Source organism: Odoribacter sp. N54.MGS-14 (assembly GCF_000980295.1).
GTDB lineage: Bacteria > Bacteroidota > Bacteroidia > Bacteroidales > Marinifilaceae > Odoribacter > Odoribacter splanchnicus.
This window is the reverse complement of record NZ_LARL01000032.1, coordinates 1-25,291: the sequence shown is the minus strand read 5'-3', so window position 1 is coordinate 25,291 and position 25,291 is coordinate 1. Positions and strand designations below refer to the sequence as shown.

Sequence of the window (25,291 nt, the reverse complement as noted above, 5' to 3'; positions counted from 1 at the left end):
CAGACTGACCAAGGCCAACTCTTGCAACCGTTGATACTTCTTCCTTATCTGATCTGAATACGTTCATTTTCCAGACTGCCGATAATAGCGAGTGATCCGACATGTATAACCTCTCCCCTCCAAAGTTCCCTTCTTTTTGAAAAGCTTTTTCGATAATCACATCCCCCAGGAAGGCATTTACCATTTTGTAGTATTCATACAAATCAGTTTACCGCACTGTTTCCCGAATCTCCTCTCCCGGTCCTGCTGCATATCTGTAGATCGTTTTCATAATTCGGTACTCTTTATCCATCACCTTTTTTCCGACATCTCGTCCAAGTAAAAAAAACAGGAAGGCGATCGAACCTTCCTGTTATAAATCGATATAATCTTCGTCGTTTATGAACACGATCTTACTACATTCAGCTTATGCCTTCACTTTTTCCTCTATCCATTTCCGGGCATTGACAAAAGCCTCGATCCACGGACTCACTTCATCCTCACTGCGTCCTTCAGCATAATATGCCCAATTCCATGGATAGATAGACCGTTCCAAGTGAGGCATCATCGCCAGGTGACGGCCATCTTTACTACAGATCGCCGCTGTAGCGAACGGTGAACCGTTCGGATTGCCCGGATAGGCATCGTAACTGTATTTGATCGGAATATGGTATTCACTCTCGGCATAAGGCAAACTGAATTTACCTTCTCCATGAGCGATCCAGATACCTAACCGACTACCTGCCAAAGACTTTAACATTACAGAATGATTCGGCTGAATCGTTACATTGACAAAACCGGATTCAAACTTATGGGAGTCATTATGCAACATCTTAGGCATTTCAGCATGCTCGGGATAAATAAGTCCCAGTTCAACAGCCAACTGGCATCCGTTACAAATACCCAAACTCAAGGTGTCTTCGCGTTTATAGAAATTCTCCAAAGCCTGTCGTGCTTTTTCATTGAATTTGAAAGCGCCGGCCCACCCCTTGGCAGAACCCAACACGTCAGAATTCGAGAATCCTCCGACAAAGACAATCATATTTACCTCTTCGAGAGTTTCACGTCCGCTGATCAAATCGGTCATGTGTACATCCTTCACGTCAAAACCGGCCAAATGCAAAGCCCAGGCCGTTTCACGCTCACACTGGCACCCTTTCTCCCGGATCACAGCAGCCCGGATACCCGATTTAGCAGTACGGTTCAACTGCAAGCCCAAATCAGCCAATTTGCCGGTAAAACCTTGTGGGAATTTATATTTCAACTCATTGTGTTTATAGCTCTTGTATCTCTCCAATGCCTTCTCTTCGCCACTCTGACGCCGGTCGAGTAAATAAGAAGTCTTAAACCAAAGATCACGTAAAGAAGGGATATCCAACGACCAGCTATCCGCATCCTTCTTGATGTTCAGTAATCCGGCCTTACCCGGCTTTCCTAAGAAAGCGTAAGCAACACCGGCTTTATCCATCAGAGCGGAAACCTTTTTAGCATCCTTATCCGCTATCTGAATCAGCACGCCGGGATTTTCAGCGAATAAGATCTTAATCATATCTTTTTCAGCCAGGAATGAAAAATCGATATCCAAACCCAAACGATTATCTGCAAAACACATTTCGAGCAGTGCCGTTACCATACCTCCGGCAGAAATATCATGTCCGGCCAAAACGATACCTTCATCCACCAATTGCTGAATAGCTGTAAATGCACGGGCAAAATACTCGCTATCCCTAATGTCGGGCACTTCTTTGCCCACTTTATTCAGAATCTGGGCAAAGCTGGAACCACCCAATTTCAATTTATCGAATGAGAAATCGACATAGACGATCTCGGTAGCCGGATCATTTTTCAATACAGGAATGACAATTTTACGGAAATCGGTTACTTCGCCGACAGTAGAAATGATAACCGTTCCCGGAGCATACACTTTTTTGTCCCCATATTTCTGGGTCATAGAAAGTGAGTCTTTCCCGGTAGGAATGTTCACTCCCAACTCGATAGCAAAGTCGCTGGCAGCCTGTACCGCCTGATACAACCGGGCATCTTCTCCTTCATTGCGGCAGGGCCACATCCAGTTGGCAGAAAGTGAGATTCCTTTCAATCCCTGTTCGATCGGCGCCCATACCAGATTAGTCAGTGCTTCGGCAATAGCCAAACGTGAACCCGCAGGAGCATCGGCCATTGCAGCTACAGGAGCATGTCCGATGGAGGTTGCTATCCCACGGTGTCCGCTATAATCCAAAGAGACGGCAGCAACATCGCTCAAAGGCAAATGCAAAGGACCGACACACTGCTGACGCACGATACGGCCCGATACTGAACGGTCTACCTTATTCGTCAACCAATCCTTAGAAGCAACCGCCTCTATTTGTAACACTTGCTCCAAATATTCTTCCAATTTATCGGCGGAGTATTCCAGATCGGCATATTTTTCTTTAACGGTCTTATCCTCCATAATCGTCTTAGGAGGATTACCGAACATATCTTTCAGTTCCAGATCGATCGGAGTCTCATGAGTTTTTGCATTCTCAAAAGTAAACTTCATATCTCCGGTGGTTTCACCGATGACGTACATCGGAGCCCGTTCACGGTCTGCGATACGTTTCAGTTCGGCCACATCCTTCTCCTTCATCACCAATCCCATCCGTTCCTGTGATTCATTCCCCACGATTTCTTTTGCAGATAAGGTCGGATCGCCGACAGGAAGATTTTCCATATGTATTTTACCTCCGGTTTCTTCCACCAGCTCGGATAAACAATTCAAATGTCCTCCGGCACCGTGATCGTGGATAGAAACAATCGGATTCACTTCGCTCTCGGCCATTGCCCGGATCGCATTACAAACCCGTTTCTGCATTTCAGGATTAGACCGTTGTACCGCGTTCAACTCGATAGCCCCGGCATAAACCCCGGTATCGACAGAAGAAACGGCACCACCTCCCATACCGATCCGATAATTGTCACCTCCCAACAACACCACTTTATCTCCTACTCCAGGTGTTTTCTTCATGGCTTGCTGACGATTACCGAAGCCCACACCACCGGCCTGCATAATCACTTTATCATACCCATAGGTACGTCCGTCTTCTTCGTGTTCGAAAGTCAATAAGGAGCCACAGATCAACGGCTGACCGAACTTATTTCCAAAATCAGAAGCACCATTGGAAGCTTTGATCAAAATATCCTCCGGAGTCTGGTAAAGCCATTTTCTGGGATCGATATGCTGTTCCCAAATCCGGGAAGCATCCAAACGGGGATAAGAGGTCATATACACAGCTGTACCGGCCAACGGAAGGGCTGCTTGCCCTCCGGCAATACGGTCACGAATTTCTCCACCGCTACCTGTTGCCGCTCCATTGAAGGGCTCTACGGTTGTCGGGAAATTGTGCGTTTCGGCTTTCAGCGAAATGACCGTATCTATTTCTCTCGTCTCATAAACATCCGGCTTATCATGGGTATGCGGAGCGAATTGCACCGCCTGCGGCCCATCGATAAACGCACAATTGTCTTTATAAGCGGAAACAATCCGATTCGGATTTTCCTGAGAAGTTTTCTTAATCAGTTTAAAGAGTGTACTTTCTTTCTCTTCTCCGTCGATAATAAAGGTACCGTTAAAAATTTTATGACGGCAGTGTTCCGAATTGACCTGCGAAAAACCGAATACTTCGGAATCGGTCAATTTCCGTCCTAATTTTTCAGCCAATCCTTCCAGATAAGCAATTTCATCGGGATTCAAAGCCAATCCTTCCTTCACATTATAGGCACGAATATCATCGATGTAAATGATCGGATCCGGTTGTTTATCGATTGTAAAGATATGTTGGTCCAAACCTTTATAAAATGCCTGCAACATCGGGTCGTAAGGTATATTGTCACAAGCCGTCTGTGTAAATTCCTCTATCCGGAGAATCCCCCCGATCCCCATATTCTGCGTAATCTCGACTGCATTCGTACTCCACGGCGTAATCATTTCCTTGCGAGGACCGATAAAATAACCTTTCAGGGCATCACCTTGTATTTTGTGCGCACCACTGAACAACCATTCTAATTTACTGACATCAAGAGAATTTTCAGACGTCTGATACTGTACGGCATATACCGTGGCGTCTTTCTGATAGAAAACTATAGTCATGCTTTAATATAATAATTTATTTTCACGTGATCAAAAGCACACAAAGATAACTATTTCTTGTTGAAATACCATAACCGGGAAATAAAGAATAGACAGGAAAAATTAAAATAACGATTCCCGAAACGGGACGGAACGGCCGGACCAGATAATATCCGGCAAATACTGCAAATATAAAAAAATTTGATACCTTTGCCAGGCATGCAGAAAATACTATGAATTCATTACTACAGACGGCTATAACAGCAGCATTGCAAGCTGGTAAGGCTATATTAGACATATACGACGATCCGGCTTCGGATTTCGAAATCGAACACAAAGCGGATCATTCTCCGCTGACTATTGCCGACCGGGTATCCAACGAGATTATCCTGAAACAGTTGAAAAATACGCCTTATCCGGTTATCAGCGAAGAAAACAAGGCCACAGCCTATGCTATTCGTAAACAATGGCAAACGGTATGGATCGTCGACCCTTTGGACGGTACAAAAGAATTTATCAAACGGAACGGCGAGTTCACTGTCAATATAGCTCTCGTTTACGGCGGACGTCCTGCCTTAGGGGTAATTTATATTCCGGTAAAAAAAATCCTGTACTACGGAACGATCCGAAACGGAGCTTATCGGGCCGATCATCCGGAATATTCCCCGGATATGGATTTCGACGCACTGGAAAATCAAGCCCGGCGTCTGCCTCTGGACCGCGAAGATCCGGTTTATACCGTTGTGGCTTCAAGATCGCACATGAGTTCCGATACAGAGAATTTTATCGATGAATTAAAAAAAGAACACGGAGAAGTCAAACTGACTTCTATCGGTAGTTCGATTAAAATATGCCTGGTAGCAGAAGGAACTGCTGACATTTACCCCCGTTTTGCTCCGACCATGGAATGGGATACCGCTGCAGGTCATGCTATCGCAAAGGCTGCCGGGAAAGAATTATATCACCAGGATGGGTGCACTCCCTTGGCCTACAACAAAGAAGATTTATTAAATCCCTGGTTTATTGTAAAATAAAACAAACAGGAAATATGAAATACTGAAATTGTGGTGTAAATCAGTAACTAAGTTTATATGGCAGAAAATATTTATCCGATTTTTGAAAAAATGTTACAGCGGAAAGACCGCGAAGCTTTATTGAAACAAAAAGGCATTATGATCTGGTTTACCGGATTGTCCGGTTCCGGTAAAAGCACATTAGCCATTGCCCTGGAAAGGGAATTATATAAACAAGGTATACTCTGCCGTATCCTGGATGGAGACAATATCCGCAGTGGCATCAATAATAACCTGGGTTTTTCGGAAGCCGACCGAACGGAAAATATTCGTCGCATAGCAGAAGTTTCCAAATTATTCGTCGATTGCGGTATCGTGACCATCGCTGCTTTTATCAGTCCTACCCATGCTATCCGCCGGATGGCTTCTGAAATTATCGGTGAGGATGATTTTCTGGAAGTATATGTCAGTACGCCCATCGAAGAATGTGAGCGACGGGATGTCAAAGGTTTGTATGCCAAGGCCCGTCGGGGTGAAATCAAGGAATTCACCGGTATTTCATCGCCTTTCGAAGCCCCGGAACATCCGTTTATTTCGATCGACACCTCACGGCAATCCTTAGCCGATTCGGTGAAAATTTTATTGGAAGCCGTTTCTCCGAAAATAACCGGAAATGAATTTCGGTAAAAATACTGATGCTTTTGAATCAGGATACGACTATTTTTGCAAAATGAATAAACTTTGCCAACGGCTGGAGTAAATCCGCCTATTAGCATTAGCACATAAAACAATGTCAGAATATAAATTAAGTCATTTGAAAGAACTGGAAGCCGAGTCTATCCATATTATCCGTGAGGTTGTCGCTGAGTTTGAAAATCCGGTTATGCTCTATTCTATCGGTAAAGACTCTTCCGTCATGGTCCGTTTAGCTGAAAAAGCTTTTTATCCGGGGAAAGTACCTTTCCCCTTGATGCATATCGATTCGAAGTGGAAATTCAAAGAAATGATCGAATTTCGCGATAAATATGCCCGGGAAAACAACTGGGACCTGATCGTCGAATCCAATATGAAAGGTTTCCAGGAAGGGGTAGGTCCTTTCACACACGGTAGTAAAGTACACACCGATCTGATGAAGACCCAGGCTTTATTGCAGGCGCTCAGTAAATACAAGTTCGATGCCGCTTTCGGTGGTGCACGCCGCGATGAAGAGAAATCACGGGCCAAAGAACGTATTTATTCCTTCCGGGATAAATTTCATCAATGGGATCCTAAAAATCAGCGTCCTGAATTATGGAATTTATACAATGCCCGGGTTCATAAAGGCGAATCGATCCGGGTATTCCCGCTGTCTAATTGGACGGAATTGGATATCTGGCAATATATCCGCATGGAAAATATTCCTATCGTACCTTTGTATTTTGCCAAAGAACGTCCCATCGTCGAAATCGACGGTAACCTGATTATGCCCGACGACGAACGCTTACCGGAACAATACCGGGATAAGATCCGGATGCGGAAAGTACGTTTCCGTACCTTAGGATGCTGGCCATTGACCGGAGCTGTCGAATCGGAAGCCGACACGATTGAAAAAATCGTAGAAGAAATGATGACCACCACCAAATCCGAACGGACCACCCGGGTAATCGATTTCGACCAGGATGCCAGTATGGAACAAAAGAAAAGAGAGGGATACTTTTAAGGCGAAAAGCGATAAAGATTAAAATCATGGAGAAACTAAATATAAAAGAGTTCCTGGATCAGGACGAAAAGAAAGATCTGTTGAGATTATTGACAGCCGGATCGGTAGATGATGGCAAATCGACCCTGATCGGTCGTTTGCTTTTCGATAGTAAAAAATTATACGAAGATCAGCTGGATGCCCTCGAAAGAGATACCAAACGTTACGGTAATGCAGGAGACGATATCGATTATGCCCTCCTACTCGACGGCCTGAAGGCTGAACGTGAACAAGGTATAACGATAGACGTGGCTTATCGTTATTTTTCTACGAACAAGCGGAAATTCATCATTGCCGACACTCCGGGACACGAACAGTATACCCGTAACATGATTACAGGAGGTTCGACGGCCAATCTGGCCATCATTCTGGTAGACGCCCGCTCAGGCGTTATCACCCAAACACGCCGGCATACTTATTTAGTTTCCTTGCTGGGAATCAAACATGTTGTTCTGGCTGTGAATAAAATGGACCTCGTTGGATACGACCGGCAGGTATTCGACCGGATCGTAACGGAATACCGTCAGTTTGCAGAACCCCTGGGAATACCCGACATTACCTGTATCCCACTCTCGGCATTAAAAGGAGATAATGTCGTAGAAGCATCGGAGAATATGTCGTGGTATACCGGAAAACCATTACTGGAATATCTGGAAACGGTACATATAGGAAGCGATAAAAACTTTGCAGATCTCCGCTATCCCGTACAATATGTCATGCGTCCCAACCTCGACTTCCGGGGATTCAGCAGTACGGTTGCTTCAGGTATCATTCGTAAAGGAGATGAAGTGGTCGCACTGCCTTCTATGAAGCGTTCACGGGTCAAATCGATCGTCACTTACGACGGAGAACCGGATTTCGCTTTTCCGCCGCAGGCCATAACGGTGACCCTCGAAGACGAAATCGATATCTCCCGGGGAGAAATGCTCGTACATCCGGACAATCTCCCGATTATTTCCCGTAATTTCGAAGCCATGCTGGTATGGATGGATGAGAAGAAAATGGATCCGGAAGAACAATTCTTTATTAAACATACTACGAATCTGACCCGGGCCAAGATCGATAAAATCCGGTATAAAGTAAATGTGAATACTTTAGAACAATCTGCCGCAGACGCCTTGGAATTGAATGAAATTGCACGTGTCATTTTCACGACAGGTAAACCTTTATTTTTCGATCCTTATCCCCAAAATAAAAACACAGGCGCTTTTATTCTGATCGATCCGATTACCAACAATACCTGTGCTGTCGGTATGATTATCGATAAAGTCGAAAGGAAAGACATGCAGGAATTGGAAATTCCGGAAATCAATCTTTCGAAACTGGGCATCGGCAGCGAACACTTTACAGCCATCGAAAAAGTGGCCAAGGAACTCGACCGTCAAGGGATTACGGTGAAAATAATTCAATAAATAAATCAGTTAGGCGATATAAAAGAGCATATATTTTATCGAAATGGGTGTACTAGAATTTCAAAAACTTCCGGTAAATACTTTGGTGGGTGCAGACTGGAAAACTTTTAAAGGAATCACACAAGGACAAACGATCGGGAAAGGATATAAAACGAAATATCAATTGACCAAAGCCATCTGTCGGTTATTGAGTTGCCTGAAACCGATACAGGACCGGAGATACGACAAACGCCTGAAAAATCAGGCGATCAACATGGAGCCGGTTTTTATTTTAGGGCACTGGCGTAGTGGTACCACCTTTGTACACAATGTATTGGCTCATGATAAACATTTCGGTTATACGACGACCTATCAAACTGTTTTTCCCCATATGATGATGTGGGGACAGCCGATGTTTAAGAAAACGATGGCTTGGTTAATGCCGGACAAACGCCCTACCGATAACATGGAGCTCAACGTCGACTTGCCTCAGGAGGAAGAGTTTGCCTTATCCAATATGATGCCTTGCTCCTATTATGATTTCTGGTTTTTGCCTCAGAATATGCTGGAATATTGTGATCGGTTTCTGACCATGAAAACAGCTACTCCCGAAGAACACCGGATGTTCAGGGAGACATTTTTGAAACTGATCAAAATCTCTCTCTGGAATACCCAGGGTAGCCAATTTCTCAGTAAAAATCCTCCGCATACCAGCAAGGTGAAAGAAATCCTGGAAATGTTCCCCAATGCCAAATTTATCTATTTGATGCGGAATCCTTATACGGTATTCGAATCTACCCGGAGTTTTTTCACGAATACCATTATCCCTTTGCAATTGCAGAAAATTTCTCCGGAGGAGCTGGAAAAAAACATCCTCGAAGTATATACCCGTTTGTATCGGAAATATGAAGAAGATAAAAAGCTGATCCCGGCAGGTAATCTGATAGAAATAAAATTCGAAGATTTCGAGGCGGATGCCCTGGCTATGACCGAAAAGATTTACCGGACACTTGCCATTCCGGGTTTTGAAGCCGCCAAAGCAGACATTGCGGCCTATTTAGACAAGAAAAAAGGCTACAAGAAAAACGCTTATAAATACGAAACCCGAACCGTCGAATTAGTCGAAAAACATTGGGATTATGCCTTGAAACAATGGGACTATAAACTGGAATAAAAAGAAAGGTTGTCCATTAAAGTACTTGACTTTATGGACAACCATTTATTTACCAGTTAAAAGATAACCCGACTTTAATCCCGAGATCCTGAAGCGTGGGTAAGCCACTGGCTTTTACACTGTAGCGGTATTGTGCCCCCACATTCAATCCGACCGATTCGGAGAAAGGTACCACTACTCCGACTTCAGGGGCAAAAGCGAACTGCCAGCCTTTTTCTTTAGCCAGCAGGTCTCCCACTTCCAGCCGCATTTCAGCCCAGTTGGTTCCGATACCGATACCGGCATATGGTAGCAGGACAGCATCTCCATCCGTAAAAAAATAACGGACACTGGCCATCAGGGGTACAACGTTCAGGTATCTGAACTGGTCCCCGGAGATGGTCACTTTCTCCCCGTTCATGGTAAAATGACCGGTTGCATAATCCAGATGCTTATACAAAGTATTCCATCCCAGGCTGGCACCGACCGCCAGACGCTCGCTCAGGAAATAGTGATAATCCATGGAAAACCCACGAAAACTCATTTTAGAGATAAAATCATGCTGATCGCCCAAAGGTAAGGACATCTGATAATTTAGATTCAGCATCTGAGCCTGTGCCCGGCTTCCAACACCCAGGCCGAACACAACCAATAGTATCATTATAATCTTTTTCATCGCTTTCTTTATTTAGTCGTTTTCAGATAAGGGGATTGAATAAAACACTGGTTGATATTTTTCTCCAGGCGTTCGGCAAGATAGTTCTGATTTCCGGCCAGGATACCATCGACCATCCCTGTCCACAATACCGGTACCCGTTTGGTTTCTTTATCGGCCTTTTTCGCATCCAGCATATCGATAACCACCGTACCTTTGTCATAAGCATAATAATATCCTCCGCTATACCAGGGATACCAAGGATACCAACCACCCCAGACTCCTCCCCAGCCGAACCAATCCCAACCGGGATACCAGCCCCAATAGTTTCCCCAGGAATTGTAGCTGAAAGTCGGAGTTGCAAAAGCAGTTACCGTTACGACAAAATCAGGCGTCTGAGCTTCAGCTTCCTCGTCTGTCAGCAGCTGGTAATTATACGCTTCGAAATTTTGCTTTACCAGAGAAAGTATCTCCTCCTTCAATTCGTTAGCCAATCCCGTCGCATTAGAATCTCCCTGTACATACACGACAGAATCCGGAATAACGAATGTTTTTAAAGTAGAAAAATCCGCTTCTTCATCATAATGAGTCAAAGCAATGTCCTTTTCATGGACATAATCCGGTCCTTCCGGATAACAAGAGGCCATGCACAGCACCACGAGGACGCATACCCCGAAAATAAATAATCTTTTCATACTTAAATTGTTTTTAATGGAACACTAATTTTTATTTTCCCGTAAAAAAATTATCAACTTTTATGCCATGTTTTTTTAATGGATGTAAAAAGAAATCATATTGTGCAAATCACTCCTCAGACAATCATATTCGTCACCCGGTTGACCGTTACCAGTGTTCCGTATTCGTCCCGTATTTCGACCTGAACGACGTGGGTACGTTTCCCCTGATGGATAAAAGTACCCTTAGCGACGACATATCCTCCTTGTGCCTGTTTCATATGGTTTCCATTCACCTCGATACCGAATACGTGGAAACGGTTTTCGGGCGGAACCGACATAGAACTCAAAGCTCCTCCGACCGTCTCGGCCAAAGCCATATTAGCACCACCGTGTAAAGCTCCGTCCGGACGACAGGTACGCCGGTCGATAGGCATCCTGGCTTCCAGCCATCCTTCCCCGGCCGCAGTAAATACCATACCCAAATTGTCAACCAGCGTATCCCGGCACAGCTCATTCAATTGTTTTAAAACCTCTTCCATAAAAACACCGAATTATTTTTTTCATGATTCATATTCCTTTTTCCGTTTCGGATTCATCGGAAACCATCCCTTCTTTACCCTTCCTTTTTGTTCGAAGATCTCCAGGATCGTCCAAAAAGAAGAAAAGGCGAAAACCCCCAATAAAGACGACCACAAGACTTGCCGGACATACAAAGCAGCAATGATACCTAAAATACCGAAAATCAAGAACATCCACCAACAACGCGTTCCGAAATAATATTCACATTTGATCACTACCGGATGAAACAAGCCTATGATTAAAAAAGTACTGATTCCGATCACAAGTCCGGTTAAATTATAAGAATCGATAAACTCCATCATGACAGATTAAATAAGTTTTAAAATGGTTTTTCATTCATCTTCCAAAGATAAAGCTTTCTCATCAAAAACAGTTCTTCTTCGGACATAGAAACCTTCTTTTTCCGGGTCCATATTATTTTTCGTATTGTACTGGCTTGCAATTTATTTCAGTAGCCGTAACATTTGTTCTATTTCTATGGCTAAAACAGAATCACATTATTGAATAAAAAATATCGGAATTCAGCAAAAAATCGCTACTTTTGTAATATAGCATTAAAATCCCAAGATATCATGACATCGCTAAAAGAAGGAGATAAAGCGCCTTTTTTCAAAGGCATAAACCAGGATGGTAAAGAAATCACCTCAGAAGATTTCAAAGGTAAAAAATTAGTCCTTTATTTTTATCCGAAGGATAACACTTCCGGATGTACGGCCGAAGCTTGCAGCCTGAACGACAATTATGACACGCTGACTGCACAAGGATATGAAGTGGTCGGGATTAGCCCGGACTCCGCCGGTTCACACCAAAAGTTCATCGCCAAATACAATTTAGCTTTCAATCTGATAGCCGATACGGATAAAAAAATCTTAGAAGACTATGGAGTATGGGCTGAAAAATCCATGTACGGACGAAAATATATGGGCGTCCTTCGGACCACTTTTATCATCGATGAGCAAGGAATCATCGAAAGAGTCATCACTAAGGTAAATACCAAAAATGCAGCAGAACAGATATTAAAGAAATGAATCAAAATTCAACTCAGAAACTTAGAAACTCAAAAACTCAGAAACTTAGAAACTCAGAAACTCAGTAACTAAACAAATATTATGGCATTAAAAGAAACGAATCTTGAAAAACTGAAAGCGCTCCAACTGACTCTCGACAAGATTGAAAAAAACTTCGGAAAAGGAAGTATCATGAAGCTTGGCGACAATCAGGTAGAGAACATTCCGGTAATTCCTTCGGGTTCCATTGCACTCGATAAAGCATTAGGTGTTGGTGGATATCCCAAAGGCCGGGTCATCGAAATTTACGGACCGGAATCTTCCGGTAAAACGACATTAGCTATTCATGCTATTGCCGAAGCCCAAAAACAGGGAGGTATAGCGGCAATCATCGATGCCGAACATGCTTTCGACCGTTCTTATGCGGAGAAATTAGGTGTAGACGTCGAAAATTTGTTTATTTCACAGCCGGATAACGGTGAACAAGCCCTGGAAATTGCAGATCAGCTGATCCGCTCGGCAGCCATAGATATCATCGTGATCGACTCTGTCGCTGCTCTGACCCCTAAAGCCGAGATAGAAGGTAACATGGGAGACAGTGTCATGGGCTTACAGGCCCGCCTGATGTCACAGGCATTACGTAAACTGACCAGCACGATCAGTAAAACCAATACTTGTTGTATTTTTATCAACCAGTTGCGGGATAAGATCGGAGTGATGTTCGGAAATCCCGAAACCACGACCGGTGGAAATGCCCTGAAATTCTATTCTTCCGTACGTTTGGATATTCGTAAAATCGGCCCGATCAAAGACGGCGAAGAAATTCTGGGCAACCATACCCGGGTGAAAGTCGTGAAAAACAAAGTTGCGCCTCCATTCCGGAAAGCAGAATTCGACATCATGTACGGTGAAGGCATCTCTCTCTCCGGAGAAATTGTCGATCTGGGGGTAGAGTGTAACGTAATCAAAAAAAGCGGTAGCTGGTTCTCGTATGGTGAAAACAAACTGGGCCAAGGACGGGAAACGGTGAAACAATTGATCATGGACAATCCGGAACTGGCTGAAGAGCTGAAACAAAAAATTGTCGCCACCTTCAATGGCAAAACAGATGAACCGGAATTAGCGGAATCTGCAAATGAAGAGACAGACAATTAAGCGTGTGTGCCGGTCGGATTACTAAAGTTATAGAAGTTACAAGGGTTACAGAGGTTACAAGAGTTATGAAAACGAATGACCGCTGTAGCCCTGAAAAAAGGGCGCGTAGGGTGTGCAATGACTTTATAAACAAAATCAAGATCGGTCCTTGTATATTTCATTATTTATAACTATGAAAAAATCGATCATTCCATCACTTATTTTATTGTCTTGTATGGCTTGTCATGTACCAAACGACAATTCTCAAAATCAAAAAGGGTATACTCCCCCCGCAATAAAACTTTCCTCCGACGTCATGACTCCTGAAGTACTTTGGTCTTTCGGAAGAATCGGAAACGTTAGCGTATCGCCGGACGGTAGTAAAGCCGTATACGATATTACTTATTTCAATAAAGAAGAAGACCGGGGGTATAGCGATTTATACCTGATGAATCTGCCGGAGGGCCAAACCACCCGTCTCACCGATACCGACTACAACGAATCGGACGCGGGATGGACACCGGATGGTAAATTCATTACTTACCTGGCCAAAGGGCAGCTTTGGGAAATGAATCCCGACGGCAGTAATCCCCGCCAGGTAACCGATATACCGGACGGAATCAACGGATACGTCTATGCACCCGATATGTCTAAGATCGTTTATCTGAAAGATGTACAGCTCGAACCCACGGTACAGGACCTGTATCCTGACCTTCCCAAAGCGAAAGCCCGCATCGTCGACGATCAATTTTACCGCCATTGGAACGATTGGGTAGATGCTTACACCCATCTTTTTATAGCCGATTACGTGCCGGCACAACCGATTACTACCGGAAAAGACATCATGGAAGGTGAACGTTGGGAATCTCCAGTACGTCCCTGGGGAGGTGTAGAACAATTGGCCTGGACGAAAGACGGGAAAAAACTAATTTATACCTGTCGCAAAAAGATCGGTATCGACTATGCCGAATCTACGAATACCGATCTGTATGCCTATAATACGGAGAACGGGGAAACTGTCAACCTGACCGAAGGCATGATGGGATATGACAAGAATCCGGTCATCTCTCCCAATGGCCGGTACATGGCTTGGGAAAGTATGGAACGGGAAGGCTATGAAGCGGATAAAATCCGTCTCTATGTCATGGATCTGATCACCGGAGAAAAAAATGATTTCAGCGAAGGTTTCGACCAGAACGCAGAAGGCCTGAAATGGGGAGACGATAATACCATCTGGTTTATCTCCGACTGGCATGCTACCGATGAAATTTACTCTCTGGATATTCCGACCGGAAGAATCACCAAACATACCGATGGAGTTCACAATTATACTTCCGTGATTCCGACCGGAAAAATGTTACTTGCCACCAAAGTGTCTATGAGTAAACCGGCCGAAATCTACAAAGTGGATCCGGCTACAGGCAAAGACGAGGAATTATCATTTGTCAATAAACCTATTCTGGACCAATTGACTATGGGAAAAGTAGAAAAACGGTGGATCAAAACAACGGATAATAAAGACATGTTGGTATGGATGATATATCCTCCGCATTTCGATCCTAATCGGAAATATCCGGCCATCCTGTATTGTGAAGGCGGTCCTCAGAGTACAGTCAGTCAATTCTGGAGTTATCGCTGGAACTTCCAGCAGATGGCTGCGAACGGTTATATTATTGTAGCTCCCAACCGCCGTGGTCTGCCGGGATTCGGCCAGGAATGGCTGGAACAAATCAGCGGGGATTATTCCGGTCAGAACATCAAGGATTACCTTTCCGCTATCGACGAAGCTAAAAAAGAACCTTATATCGATGAAAACCGGCTCGGATGTGTAGGGGCCTCTTACGGGGGATATTCGGTATATTATTTAGCCGGCCATCACGATAAACGTTTCAAAGCATTTATTGCACACTGTGGGATTTTCGACTTAAAAATGCAATACAATACGACCGAGGAAATGTGGTTCGCCAACTGGGATATGGGTGGTGCTCCCTGGGAAAAGGATAACAAAATAGCTCAGCGTACCTTCGCTAATTCGCCGGATTTGTTCGTCGGTAATTGGGATACTCCTATTTTAGTCATCCATGGGCAGAAAGATTTCCGGATCGACGTATCTCAAGGAATGGCGGCTTTCAATGCTGCACGCATGCGCGGAGTTCCGGCTCAATTCCTCTATTTCCCCAACGAATGTCACTGGGTAACCGGCTGTCAGGACGGCATTCTCTGGCAGCGGACCTTTAAAGCATGGCTGGATAAATGGCTGAAGTAAAAATAATCAATTTGAAGAGGCTATCAACCGGAAGATTTTCGGCCAAGTAGCCTCTTCGGCTAACAACCGAACCGATGAAAACAGAACAAGGCTATCCAGTCACCCGCACCGACCTGAATCAGCCAATAGATTCCGTTGCTCTCACGCTTTCCGAGTTCGGGAAAAACCTGAGATTGGCAACGCTTGAAACCATCGATTCCAGTTTGTTCGGTTCTGCCCTATACGCAGTCGGTAGCCGGTATATCGTCGTTGCTTCCGAAGGAATTCTCTTATTCGATAAAGCTCTATTGATCGGAGAATTGAACAGAAATATAATAACCCATTAAATATAGAGAAAATATGAGAAGAATAACTTTCTTATTAGCTACCCTCCTCCTTCTAGGAGCCTGCAAAGAAGCTAAAAAAGCTTCCGATCGGACCACCTCCCCCTATCAGGAATTAGCAGATCAATATGCTGAATTTCCCCTGACTACCGATTTGAGTAAACTAACGGAAAAAGAAAAGCAAATGCTCCCTCTGCTTATCGAAGCTGCCGATCAGATGGAAGCGATCTACTGGCAGACAGCCTACGGAGATAAAGAACAACTTTTCGAGGGTATTACAGACTCTGCCCTGCTCAAATACCTTTCCATCAACTACGGTCCCTGGGATAGGCTCGACGCCAACCGGCCCTTTCTCGAAACTGCCGGTCCTAAACCTCTCGGTGCCAATTTCTACCCTCAGGATATGACCAAATCAGAATTCGAAGCTCTTCAGGATCCGCGTAAAACCGACTGGTACAGCATCGTTCGCAGGGATGAAAAAGGGGCATTGAAAGTAATCCCTTACCACGAAGCTTATCCCGAACAAATCAGAAAAGCCGCTTCTCTTTTAAAACAGGCAGCGCAGCTAGCTGAGGACGAAGGTCTGCGCAATTATCTGACTCTCCGTTCCGAAGCCTTGCTGACCGATGATTATCTGAAAAGTGACCTGGCGTGGATGGATATGAAAGACAATACGTTAGACATTGTTATCGGTCCTATCGAAACCTATGAAGACGCTCTGTTCGGATACAAAGCCTCTCACTCGGGACAGATCCTGGTAAAAGATAAAGATTGGAGTAAAAAACTCTCTTTATATGCCCAATATCTTCCTAAACTACAGGAGAATCTCCCTGTACCCGCAGCTTACAAAAAAGAGAAAGCCAACGCAAATCCGGATATGAACGCTTACGACGTCATTTATTATGCCGGTGATTGCAATGCCGGTAGTAAAAATATCGCCATAAACCTACCTAACGATCCCCGTGTACATGCAGCCAAAGGAAGCCGGAAACTGCAACTAAAAAATTCCATGCAAGCCAAATTCGACAAAATGGTAGTGCCTATCGCCCGACTCGTCATCGACCCGGAACAACAAAAACACATTCGTTTCGACGCTTTTTTTGAAAATACGATGTTTCATGAAGTAGCCCATGGCCTCGGCGTAAAGTATACCTTGCAAGGCAACCAGGATGTCCGGGGTGCTCTAAAGGATAATTATACTTCTATCGAAGAAGGAAAGGCAGATATCCTGGGGTTATTCTGCATCACCAAACTCGCGGAGTGGGGAGTGATACAGAATAAAGACCTGATGGATAACTATGTAACCTTTATCGCCGGTATTTTCCGTTCCTGCCGTTTCGGCGCTGCCAGTGCCCATGGAAAAGCCAATATGATGCAATTTGCCCATTTTATTGAAAGCGGGGCTATTACCCGGGATGCAGACAAGGGATACTATACGATAGATTTTGAAAAAATGAAAAAAGACATCGAAATCATCGCCGGTGAATACATCACCCTCGAAGGAGACGGCGACTACGACAAAGCCAGCCAGCTAATTGCAGCCAAAGGAATAGTTTCCCCTATCCTTCAAAAAGATCTGGATCGTATTGCCCAGGCAGGCATACCCAAAGATATTTATTTCCAGCAAGGGCTTCAGACACTCGGCCTGTAAGGCAGTTTGTAAAGTCACTCCCTTTGTCGCTGAAAATTTATTAAGTTTATAGTTCCCTGCAAGATTCCCCTTTCGTGGAACTTCCGACCGGTCGCCCCTGCAACTGTAAAAAGTGTTGCAGGGGCGATTTTATAAGCGAAATAGCGATCAGAAAGAACACAAACCTTTCCTTTCCGAACGATTTCCCTGGTATAAAAAAAACTTCCAGTGTATTTATTTGTTACATTCTTAACAAATAAACTAGATATTTTTAGGAAAATTATGACTTTCTTGGCAAATTTTATTATTTTTGAAAGCGTGAATGAACAATAACCACTACTAACTAAATTTGCATTTGTATATGAAGAAATTCAATCTCTTCCTTATCTTTTTTATGACCACAAGTAGGCTGGTACTTGGACAAATGGATATTAATGCGGTAAACAAACCCGTCGAACTCTTAAATTCAGCCAATGAAGACATTGAAAACGGCAATTATACCGATGCTGTACAGAAACTTTTGGCAGCCATTCGTTTAGAGCCCAAAATCCGGGAAATGTATTTGTCCCTGAACACAGCCTGTTCCCATACCAATCAAATCTCCATCTTAAAACAGTATTTAATTAAAGCTAAAGCTATATTCGAAGAAGACGATGAAATCTGTTATTATCTAGGTAACATTTATCAAAACGAAAACAATTTTCAAAAAGCGATCGCTGAATATAGCCTGGCTATCAAATATGCTCAGAAAAACGGAGAAGATTTCGAATTGGTCTATGCTTACTACCAAAACAGAGCCAGTTGTTATCTGAAGATCAACGAATGTAGTAAATCTATCCCGGATTTCACTTATGCCTTAAAATTGAATCCTGATAACGGGGCTATTTATGCAAACCGGGGCATAGCTTATTATAAAACAGGAAAGAAAACAGAAGCCTGTAAAGACTGGCGAAAGGCCCAAAGCTTAGGGATTCAGAGTGCCGGAACTTACGTACGCCGGTATTGCAGATAAGCAACATCCCCCGACGGTAAAACAAAACCCTCTGATCGGTAAACTCTCGATTTTATACAGACCGATCAGAGGGTTTCTTTTTCATTTATCGTCTTACCGTTGTTTCAATGAAGCAGCACCCGAAACGTGAGAGGTCACCTTGGGATTGCCCGAATAACTGACATGAGCAGCTCCCGAAGCTTCTACTCCGAGCGTTTCGGTTACATTTACCGACGCATTTGAAGCCCCTGAAGTAGCCAAAGCCAGATTTTTCAAAACGAAATTTTCCAGATTCGCTTTCGACGCCCCTGATAATTCGATCTCCCCGCTGTCTGCCTCTCCTGTCAAGGCCAGCTTTGCAGCCCCGCTAATTTCTACCTCAACCTCAGGAACCTCAACATTCAACTGTAGTTGTGAAGCCCCTGACAAATCGATCTTTCCGATCTTTACCACCTTGAAATTACCATCCCAAACAGCCGTAGCTGCTCCGCTCAAGTCAAATTTTACCGTTTGAGCCGTAAAATCACCCGTTCCTTTCAATTTACATGCCCCACTAAGCAGAACTTCTTCCAGGGAGGAACAGACGATTTCAGCTGTAAATTTTTCATTTTTAGCATGTTTCTTAATCCGGCCTTTAAAGCCAACCTTTACCGTTCCTCCCCAATTTTCAAACACCAGATTATCTTCATAATGAGACGGAATACTCAATGTGACACCTGTATCCTCTCCTTGCCGGATTGTAATATCGAATGCCCCGGAAATATCCAATCCCGTAACCCGCTCTCCCTGGAAACGGGAAATTTTCACTTGTTCCTGGGCTACGCCCATACCGATCGTCCCCCAGCATACGAATAAAAAGAATAAAATTTTACGCATAGTTTTCTATTTAAATGGTTAGTCCAAAACTTCGCATCAAAGGCATCCCAAAAGTCTGTTCAATTTCCTGCCCCTATTCTCTAAGACGATTGAAAACTTATAATATTACAACTCAATCCATTTTTATAATTTTTGCGGGATTTACCCGGGCCGCTTTCCAGGATTGCCAGATTACCGTAAGTATCCCCACGGCCAGCACGATAAAAGCTGCTGCGATAAATATCCAGACAGTCAGTTGTGGCCGGAATACATACTGCATTCTCCATTGTTCGATCAGGTATAACGCCATCGGTAATCCGATCGCCAACGCGATAGCGATCCACTTGATAAAGCGGATACACAACAATCCGACAACTTGTCTTTGTGTAGCCCCATTGATCTTACGTAAACCGATTTCCTTCATCCGGCTTTCCACCGAATACCAGGCTAAACCGAATAATCCCAAAGCAGTCAGGAACAAACTGATCCATGAAAAAAGTACGACCATTTGCAACACCCTCTGCTCCTCTTGGTGCAGATCCTCATACATTCCGGCCATAGTCCGAAATTTTAATCCTTCCTCATCTCCCGAAATTTTTTTCCATAACTCCTTTATTTTTTGAATAGCCACCGACATACTTCCTTCCTTTATCTTTACCAAAGTGTTGTATGAAGTGGAATTATATTCGATTAAAAGGGGTTGAATCTGTCGACTCAGGTTATCGATAACAAAATCCTCGACAACCCCGACAATTAAATGCTCACCATTACATACCAACCGATAATTCACCGGTTCCTGAATCGCCATTTTTTTTACAAATGCTTCGTTCACCAATACAGCATCGTTAGGCGCCGAGGGAGAGAATCCTTTTCCCTTCACTAATTTCAGTCCGAAGAACGGTAGAAAACGCTCATCTCCCCCCATAATCATCGCACTTATTCCTCTGGCAGAGAAAGCCCCGTAACTCAATATATCGCTGGAAGTATAATCTTCAACTTCAGGAATCACCTGCAACTGTCCGGTAAATTGTTTCCATTGTCCGCCCTCCGGATGGTTTGCATATAAACTCAGGATCCGGTCACTATCCGGACGGACATGTCCCACGTAATCCATTTGTTGTGCGATTCCCAACACCATAACAACCAATACGACCGAAATAACGAATTGTGCCACCACCATTCCCGTAACCAATTTAGGACGTTGCACCAATCCGGTTTTCATCATATCGTTCAGTGAATTTTTGCCAATCCTTGAAAAAATATACAAAGAAGGTCCCAAAATAACTATAACCAGTAAAATCAACATCAATCCTCCCGAAATCCCTTCTACCAAATCGCTCAAAACCAGGTCTGCTTTCATAAATCGATTGAAAGCGGGCAAGCACCCCTTGATCAGTAAAACAGCGATAACCAAAGCAATAGCGGCCTGTATCGAAGTTTCTGCTATCAATTGGCCACGTATTTCCTGTCCGGTCGCTCCGAAAATCATTTGCTGGTTGGTATTTTTAAGGCGTTGCAATGATTTCGTCATACTGATGTTGATATAGTTGAAGCAAGCAATCACCAGAATAGCGATAGCGATACTTCCGGCTAAATACAGGGCAACCCGATCGCGCGATTTAATAAAACCGATTTGCTGATCACCCGAAAAATACACCTGACTCAACGGTCTTAACTGTTGTTTTCCCTGAATATCGTATTGTTTCCGATAGGTCTCGTCCTGATTCAGTTTTTTTTCCAGTTTATCTTTCCGGCCCTCTTTCCCCAGTTTCAGGAAGCTATAATAGCTATTCATCCAGGATACACGGGTAAGTGCATAATCGGATTCCGGTAAATGGATCAATAAATCATATTGCAGATAACTTTTGCTTTTGTCGTCCACAATCGCTTTTACCATATAGACCTTTTCTTCCTCCACATTTTGTAATCGTCCATCTTTGAGGTACTGGCTATAGCCCACTAACAACAACGTCTCTCCTAAAATATTTTCGCGTCCGAAATTCTTCCGGGCAAAAGAGCGGGTAACAGCTACACCCGAAGGATCCCGTAAAGTCTCTTTCAGATCTCCAGCCAAAAGTTCAGGCTGAAACAAATCGGCGAAATTAGGGGTAACTGCATAAATAGCAGCATAAGGTATTGTTTCACCACTATTCTTTTTAATCTGTTTGTGATCGTCATGGCACACACAGATATCTTCGACTTCCGGGAAAGAACGCTGAATAGCGACGGCACGCCCTCCATTAAGGGTATGGTTGGCCATAACCTCTTCATTACTATAATATACGTTCTGCTCTTGTAATAAATACCATTGCCCTCCTCCTTTCACCACATGAGCTATATTATACTCGTTAGCTACAAAACCAATCAATAAAACACTACATGTCAAGCCAATAATCAAGCTCAACATCGAAATTACAAAATAAATTTTATTTCTCGCCCAGGAACGAAAAATCATTTTTAATGAAATAGAAAACATAAAAAATTCATATCTTTTTAACCGGATAATAACCAATTATATGCCAATTTATTAATCATCTGTTAATCAAATAGATAATCCCGATTTCTATTTTGAATATGTAAAAAAACGAGACAACAATGTAAAAAAAATAGACAATCCGATTCAAGAGTAAAATAATTAATACATTGAATATAAACGACTTAATTATTTGGCACAATAATAGTATAGAGAAATACAAAATTTAATCTTCAATCTTATGATAAAAATAGAAAATTTAAGTAAAGTGTTCCGCACGGAAGAAGTGGAGACTACTGCATTAAATAACGTCTCGCTGGAAGTAAAAAAAGGAGAATTCGTAGCGATCATGGGTCCTTCCGGTTGTGGTAAATCTACCTTACTGAATATCATCGGCCTGCTGGATAATCCGACAGACGGGAAGTATTATTTCGACGGCGAAGAGGTAGGACACCTAAAAGAGAAACAGCGTACTCAGGTACGTAAAGGAAATATCGGTTTCGTATTCCAGAGTTTCAATCTGATCGACGAACTGAATGTATATGAAAACGTCGAATTGCCTTTGATCTATCTGAAGAAGAAAGCCAGTGAAAAGAAAGAAATCGTATCCCATATTCTCGACCGGATGAACATCAGCCACCGGGCCAAGCACTTTCCGCAGCAATTATCCGGCGGACAGCAACAACGTGTAGCCATTGCCCGTGCCGTAGTAGCAAGTCCCAAATTAATCCTGGCCGACGAACCGACGGGTAACCTGGATTCACGTAACGGTACGGAAGTGATGAACCTACTGACCGAATTGAATCAGGAAGGTACGACCATCATAATGGTGACTCACTCCCAGCACGATGCCTCCTATGCTCATCGGGTAATCAATCTTTTCGACGGGCAGATCGTCACCGAAACTTGTGGTGTGAAAGATTAAAGCAACGGACCTTTCTATAAACAACCTCCGGGAGAACAGGAAAAACTTCCGGAGTTCATTATCTTTATTCTTTTAGGGAAGTCAGGCCGGTCGATAATTATTATATTTGCATAGTTATAATTTTCCATATGACAAAACAAGGTACCATCCTCATTGTTGACGACAATAAAGGTGTATTGGCAGCCATCGATATGCTGCTCAGCGGCACTTTTAAAAAAGTGATCACCATCAGTAATCCCAACCGGATTCCTGCTATGCTGGAAACGGAAAATATCGATGTCGTATTGTTGGACATGAATTTTTCCAGTGGTATAAATAATGGAAACGAAGGTATTTTCTGGCTGGGAGAAATACGGAAAATAAGCAACGATCTACCGGTCGTCCTATTTACAGCTTATGCAGACATCGAACTGGCCGTAAAAACAGTGAAAGAAGGGGCTACCGACTTTGTCGTCAAACCCTGGGATAATGCCAAACTGATAGCGACCCTTTTGTCTGCCTACCGCTTACGCCAATCCCAGACAGAAGTAAAACAACTCCGGGAAAAGGAAGTCGAACTAAAAAAACAACTGACTTCGGGCGAAGAGTTGATCTGGGGCGATTCTCCGGTCATGCAGCAACTACATCGGCTGATCGAGAAAGTAGCTTCTACGGATGCCAATATTCTGATCACCGGCGAAAACGGTACAGGCAAGGAAATGATTGCCAAGGAACTGCACAGACTTTCCAAACGGAATAAGGAAGTCATGATTGGTGTAGATATGGGTGCGATCACCGAGACTTTGTTCGAGAGCGAATTGTTCGGTCACGTGAAAGGAGCCTTTACAGACGCCAAGGAAGACCGCGCCGGTAAATTCGAAGCAGCGAACAAAGGTACTTTATTCCTGGACGAAATCGGTAATCTGACCTACTCCCTTCAATCCAAACTACTCGCGGCAATCCAAAGCCGGCAAATCACGCGGATCGGTTCCAATAAACCCATCGACATAGATATCCGTCTGATTTGTGCCACCAACAGTAATCTCCAGGAAATGGTTGCCAAGGGTACTTTCCGCGAAGACTTGCTTTATCGGATCAATACCATTCACATTGAGATCCCTCCTTTAAGGGAAAGAGGTAACGATATCCTCCAGTTAGCCGAATCCTTTCTGCGTAAATACGGATCGAAATATAGTAAAGGGCAACTGTACTTCACCAAAGATACTCAAAGTAAATTGCTGGAATACTCCTGGCCGGGTAATGTCCGGGAATTACAACACGCCATTGAGAAAGCAGTGATTATGTGTGATGAAGAGACATTAAAACCTTGTGATTTTTTCTTCAAGCCCAATAACGAAGTGCCGGCCAATAGTTCCAAAACCCTGGAAGAGATGGAAAAAGAGATGATCTGCAAAGCGATCGAGCACCATCATGGTAATATCTCCGCTATTGCCAGTCAGCTGGGTATCACCCGCCAAACCCTTTATAATAAGATGAAAAAATTCGGACTATAAGATTTCATCGTCATTCCATTGAAAACGCGAACCTTTTAATCTGATCTCCCATGTACCGCATTCTCAGTTCCCTCCTGGCTATCGTCATTCTATCTATCGTTTCCTGGCAAGCTTTCCGGGAAGGAAACTATTTAGGAGGAGCCCTGGCTGCTGCGGGAATCATCGGGCTGACCGGGTTGATATTCTATTTTATCAATACGACCAACCGAAAGTTAACCTATTTTTTCAGTGCTTTGGAAAATGACGATTACACCATACGTTTTGTCGAAAACGAAGGTATGCAATCGGAACGTTTGTTAAACCATATCCTGAACCGGATCAAAAGCATCATACAGAATACCCGGATCGAAATACAGCAGAAAGAACGGTATTATGAGTTGATCTTAAACAGTATCAGCTCGGGAGTGATCGCCTTAGACGATAACGGATTCGTACTTCAATTGAACCGATTTGCCCTAAAACTCATCGATCTGGAAGTTTTCACCCATGTCAGCCAGCTTAGAAAAGTTTCTCCTGTTCTGGTCGAAGCATTTAAAGAAATCCGTCCGGGTGAAAACCGGAGAGTGACTTATACCAACGAACGGGGAAGTATCCAACTGCTGATCACTGCCAGTGGTATCACAGTCAACGGAAAACATACCCGGCTTTTAGTGATCAACGATATCGAAAATGAAATGGACGAGAAAGAAATCGACTCGTGGATCCGGCTGATCCGGGTACTAGCCCATGAAATTATGAACTCGATCGCTCCGATCACTTCATTAAGCGACACTTTATTAGAAATACATAAAACGAATCCGGCAGCCCATACGCCCGAAACGATCAGGCAAAATACCATCAACGGCTTGCAGGTGATCAGTGAAACCGGTAAAGGATTGGTTTCCTTTGTAGAATCCTACCG

20 protein-coding genes and 1 pseudogene are annotated in these 25,291 nt (G+C 43.7%); 14 read left to right on the top strand and 7 right to left on the bottom strand.

The window, feature by feature from the left end; all coding sequences use genetic code 11:
- Window positions 1-406 precede the first annotated feature (406 nt).
- Window positions 407-4,108 (bottom strand): phosphoribosylformylglycinamidine synthase, encoded by a 3,702-nt coding sequence (purL, locus tag WS42_RS08140; RefSeq protein ID WP_046450963.1) that lies wholly within the window; start codon window positions 4,106-4,108, stop codon window positions 407-409.
- 212 nt (window positions 4,109-4,320) lie between these two features.
- Here purL and cysQ point away from each other — a divergent pair, with 212 nt between their 5' ends.
- The 5 genes from cysQ to WS42_RS08115 all read left to right on the top strand — a co-directional run bounded on the left by cysQ (window position 4,321) and on the right by WS42_RS08115 (window position 9,403).
- The gene (gene cysQ / locus WS42_RS08135) at window positions 4,321-5,121 is read left to right on the top strand and encodes a 3'(2'),5'-bisphosphate nucleotidase CysQ (protein WP_013610890.1); all 801 of its coding nucleotides are present in this window, start codon (window positions 4,321-4,323) and stop codon (window positions 5,119-5,121) included.
- Between the two features lie 57 nt (window positions 5,122-5,178).
- The gene (cysC, locus tag WS42_RS08130; protein WP_046403047.1) at window positions 5,179-5,787 is read left to right on the top strand and encodes an adenylyl-sulfate kinase; all 609 of its coding nucleotides are present in this window, start codon (window positions 5,179-5,181) and stop codon (window positions 5,785-5,787) included.
- Between the two features lie 103 nt (window positions 5,788-5,890).
- The gene (gene cysD / locus WS42_RS08125; RefSeq protein ID WP_013610888.1) at window positions 5,891-6,799 is read left to right on the top strand and encodes a sulfate adenylyltransferase subunit CysD; all 909 of its coding nucleotides are present in this window, start codon (window positions 5,891-5,893) and stop codon (window positions 6,797-6,799) included.
- Window positions 6,800-6,810: 11 nt separating this feature from the next.
- A complete protein-coding gene (gene cysN / locus WS42_RS08120; RefSeq protein WP_374938085.1) occupies window positions 6,811-8,250 on the top strand; it encodes a sulfate adenylyltransferase subunit CysN in 1,440 nt (479 codons plus the stop codon).
- A gap of 43 nt (window positions 8,251-8,293) precedes the next feature.
- Window positions 8,294-9,403: a cholesterol-responsive sulfotransferase gene (locus WS42_RS08115; protein ID WP_022161050.1), complete on the top strand. Its 1,110-nt coding sequence runs from the start codon at window positions 8,294-8,296 to the stop codon at window positions 9,401-9,403.
- Between the two features lie 49 nt (window positions 9,404-9,452).
- Here the strand turns inward: WS42_RS08115 and WS42_RS08110 are convergent, their stop codons facing one another.
- The 4 genes from WS42_RS08110 to WS42_RS08095 all read right to left on the bottom strand — a co-directional run bounded on the left by WS42_RS08110 (window position 9,453) and on the right by WS42_RS08095 (window position 11,592).
- Complete coding sequence (locus WS42_RS08110; protein WP_013610885.1) at window positions 9,453-10,058, bottom strand: outer membrane beta-barrel protein; 606 nt, start codon at window positions 10,056-10,058, stop codon at window positions 9,453-9,455.
- 8 nt (window positions 10,059-10,066) lie between these two features.
- Window positions 10,067-10,732, bottom strand: a complete 666-nt coding sequence (locus WS42_RS08105) for a DUF4136 domain-containing protein (protein ID WP_022161051.1) — start codon at window positions 10,730-10,732, stop codon at window positions 10,067-10,069.
- Window positions 10,733-10,848: 116 nt separating this feature from the next.
- On the bottom strand, window positions 10,849-11,253 hold the full coding sequence (locus tag WS42_RS08100; protein WP_013610883.1) for a PaaI family thioesterase: 405 nt from the start codon (window positions 11,251-11,253) through the stop codon (window positions 10,849-10,851).
- 21 nt (window positions 11,254-11,274) lie between these two features.
- On the bottom strand, window positions 11,275-11,592 hold the full coding sequence (locus WS42_RS08095) for a DUF4491 family protein (protein ID WP_046403075.1): 318 nt from the start codon (window positions 11,590-11,592) through the stop codon (window positions 11,275-11,277).
- 273 nt (window positions 11,593-11,865) lie between these two features.
- Here WS42_RS08095 and bcp point away from each other — a divergent pair, with 273 nt between their 5' ends.
- From bcp to WS42_RS08065, 6 genes are all read left to right on the top strand, one after another.
- Complete coding sequence (gene bcp / locus WS42_RS08090) at window positions 11,866-12,321, top strand: thioredoxin-dependent thiol peroxidase (protein ID WP_013610881.1); 456 nt, start codon at window positions 11,866-11,868, stop codon at window positions 12,319-12,321.
- An 81-nt stretch (window positions 12,322-12,402) separates the two neighbouring features.
- On the top strand, window positions 12,403-13,455 hold the full coding sequence (gene recA, locus WS42_RS08085) for a recombinase RecA (protein ID WP_013610880.1): 1,053 nt from the start codon (window positions 12,403-12,405) through the stop codon (window positions 13,453-13,455).
- Between the two features lie 172 nt (window positions 13,456-13,627).
- Window positions 13,628-15,700: a dipeptidyl-peptidase Dpp5 gene (dpp5, locus tag WS42_RS08080; RefSeq protein WP_046450962.1), complete on the top strand. Its 2,073-nt coding sequence runs from the start codon at window positions 13,628-13,630 to the stop codon at window positions 15,698-15,700.
- A gap of 74 nt (window positions 15,701-15,774) precedes the next feature.
- The gene (locus tag WS42_RS08075) at window positions 15,775-16,026 is read left to right on the top strand and encodes a hypothetical protein (RefSeq protein WP_022161054.1); all 252 of its coding nucleotides are present in this window, start codon (window positions 15,775-15,777) and stop codon (window positions 16,024-16,026) included.
- A 13-nt stretch (window positions 16,027-16,039) separates the two neighbouring features.
- The gene (locus WS42_RS08070) at window positions 16,040-17,674 is read left to right on the top strand and encodes a dipeptidyl-peptidase 3 family protein (RefSeq protein ID WP_022161055.1); all 1,635 of its coding nucleotides are present in this window, start codon (window positions 16,040-16,042) and stop codon (window positions 17,672-17,674) included.
- 340 nt (window positions 17,675-18,014) lie between these two features.
- Window positions 18,015-18,665 carry a tetratricopeptide repeat protein gene (locus WS42_RS08065; protein ID WP_022161056.1) on the top strand — a complete coding sequence of 217 codons (651 nt, stop codon included), beginning with the start codon at window positions 18,015-18,017 and terminating at the stop codon, window positions 18,663-18,665.
- Between the two features lie 93 nt (window positions 18,666-18,758).
- Here WS42_RS08065 and WS42_RS15465 read toward each other — a convergent pair whose 3' ends face one another.
- Both WS42_RS15465 and WS42_RS08055 read right to left on the bottom strand, forming a co-directional pair.
- Window positions 18,759-19,520, bottom strand: coding sequence for a GIN domain-containing protein (locus WS42_RS15465; protein ID WP_022161057.1), 762 nt, complete (start codon window positions 19,518-19,520; stop codon window positions 18,759-18,761).
- A gap of 112 nt (window positions 19,521-19,632) precedes the next feature.
- Window positions 19,633-21,906, bottom strand: coding sequence for an ABC transporter permease (locus tag WS42_RS08055; protein WP_162610074.1), 2,274 nt, complete (start codon window positions 21,904-21,906; stop codon window positions 19,633-19,635).
- A gap of 307 nt (window positions 21,907-22,213) precedes the next feature.
- Between WS42_RS08055 and WS42_RS08050 the strand changes: the two genes are divergently transcribed.
- From WS42_RS08050 to WS42_RS08040, 3 genes and pseudogenes are all read left to right on the top strand, one after another.
- A complete protein-coding gene (locus WS42_RS08050; RefSeq protein ID WP_013610873.1) occupies window positions 22,214-22,897 on the top strand; it encodes an ABC transporter ATP-binding protein in 684 nt (227 codons plus the stop codon).
- Window positions 22,898-23,025: 128 nt separating this feature from the next.
- The gene (locus WS42_RS08045; RefSeq protein WP_046403029.1) at window positions 23,026-24,390 is read left to right on the top strand and encodes a sigma-54-dependent transcriptional regulator; all 1,365 of its coding nucleotides are present in this window, start codon (window positions 23,026-23,028) and stop codon (window positions 24,388-24,390) included.
- A gap of 50 nt (window positions 24,391-24,440) precedes the next feature.
- Window positions 24,441-25,291: pseudogene (locus tag WS42_RS08040) on the top strand (sensor histidine kinase); the annotation flags it as partial.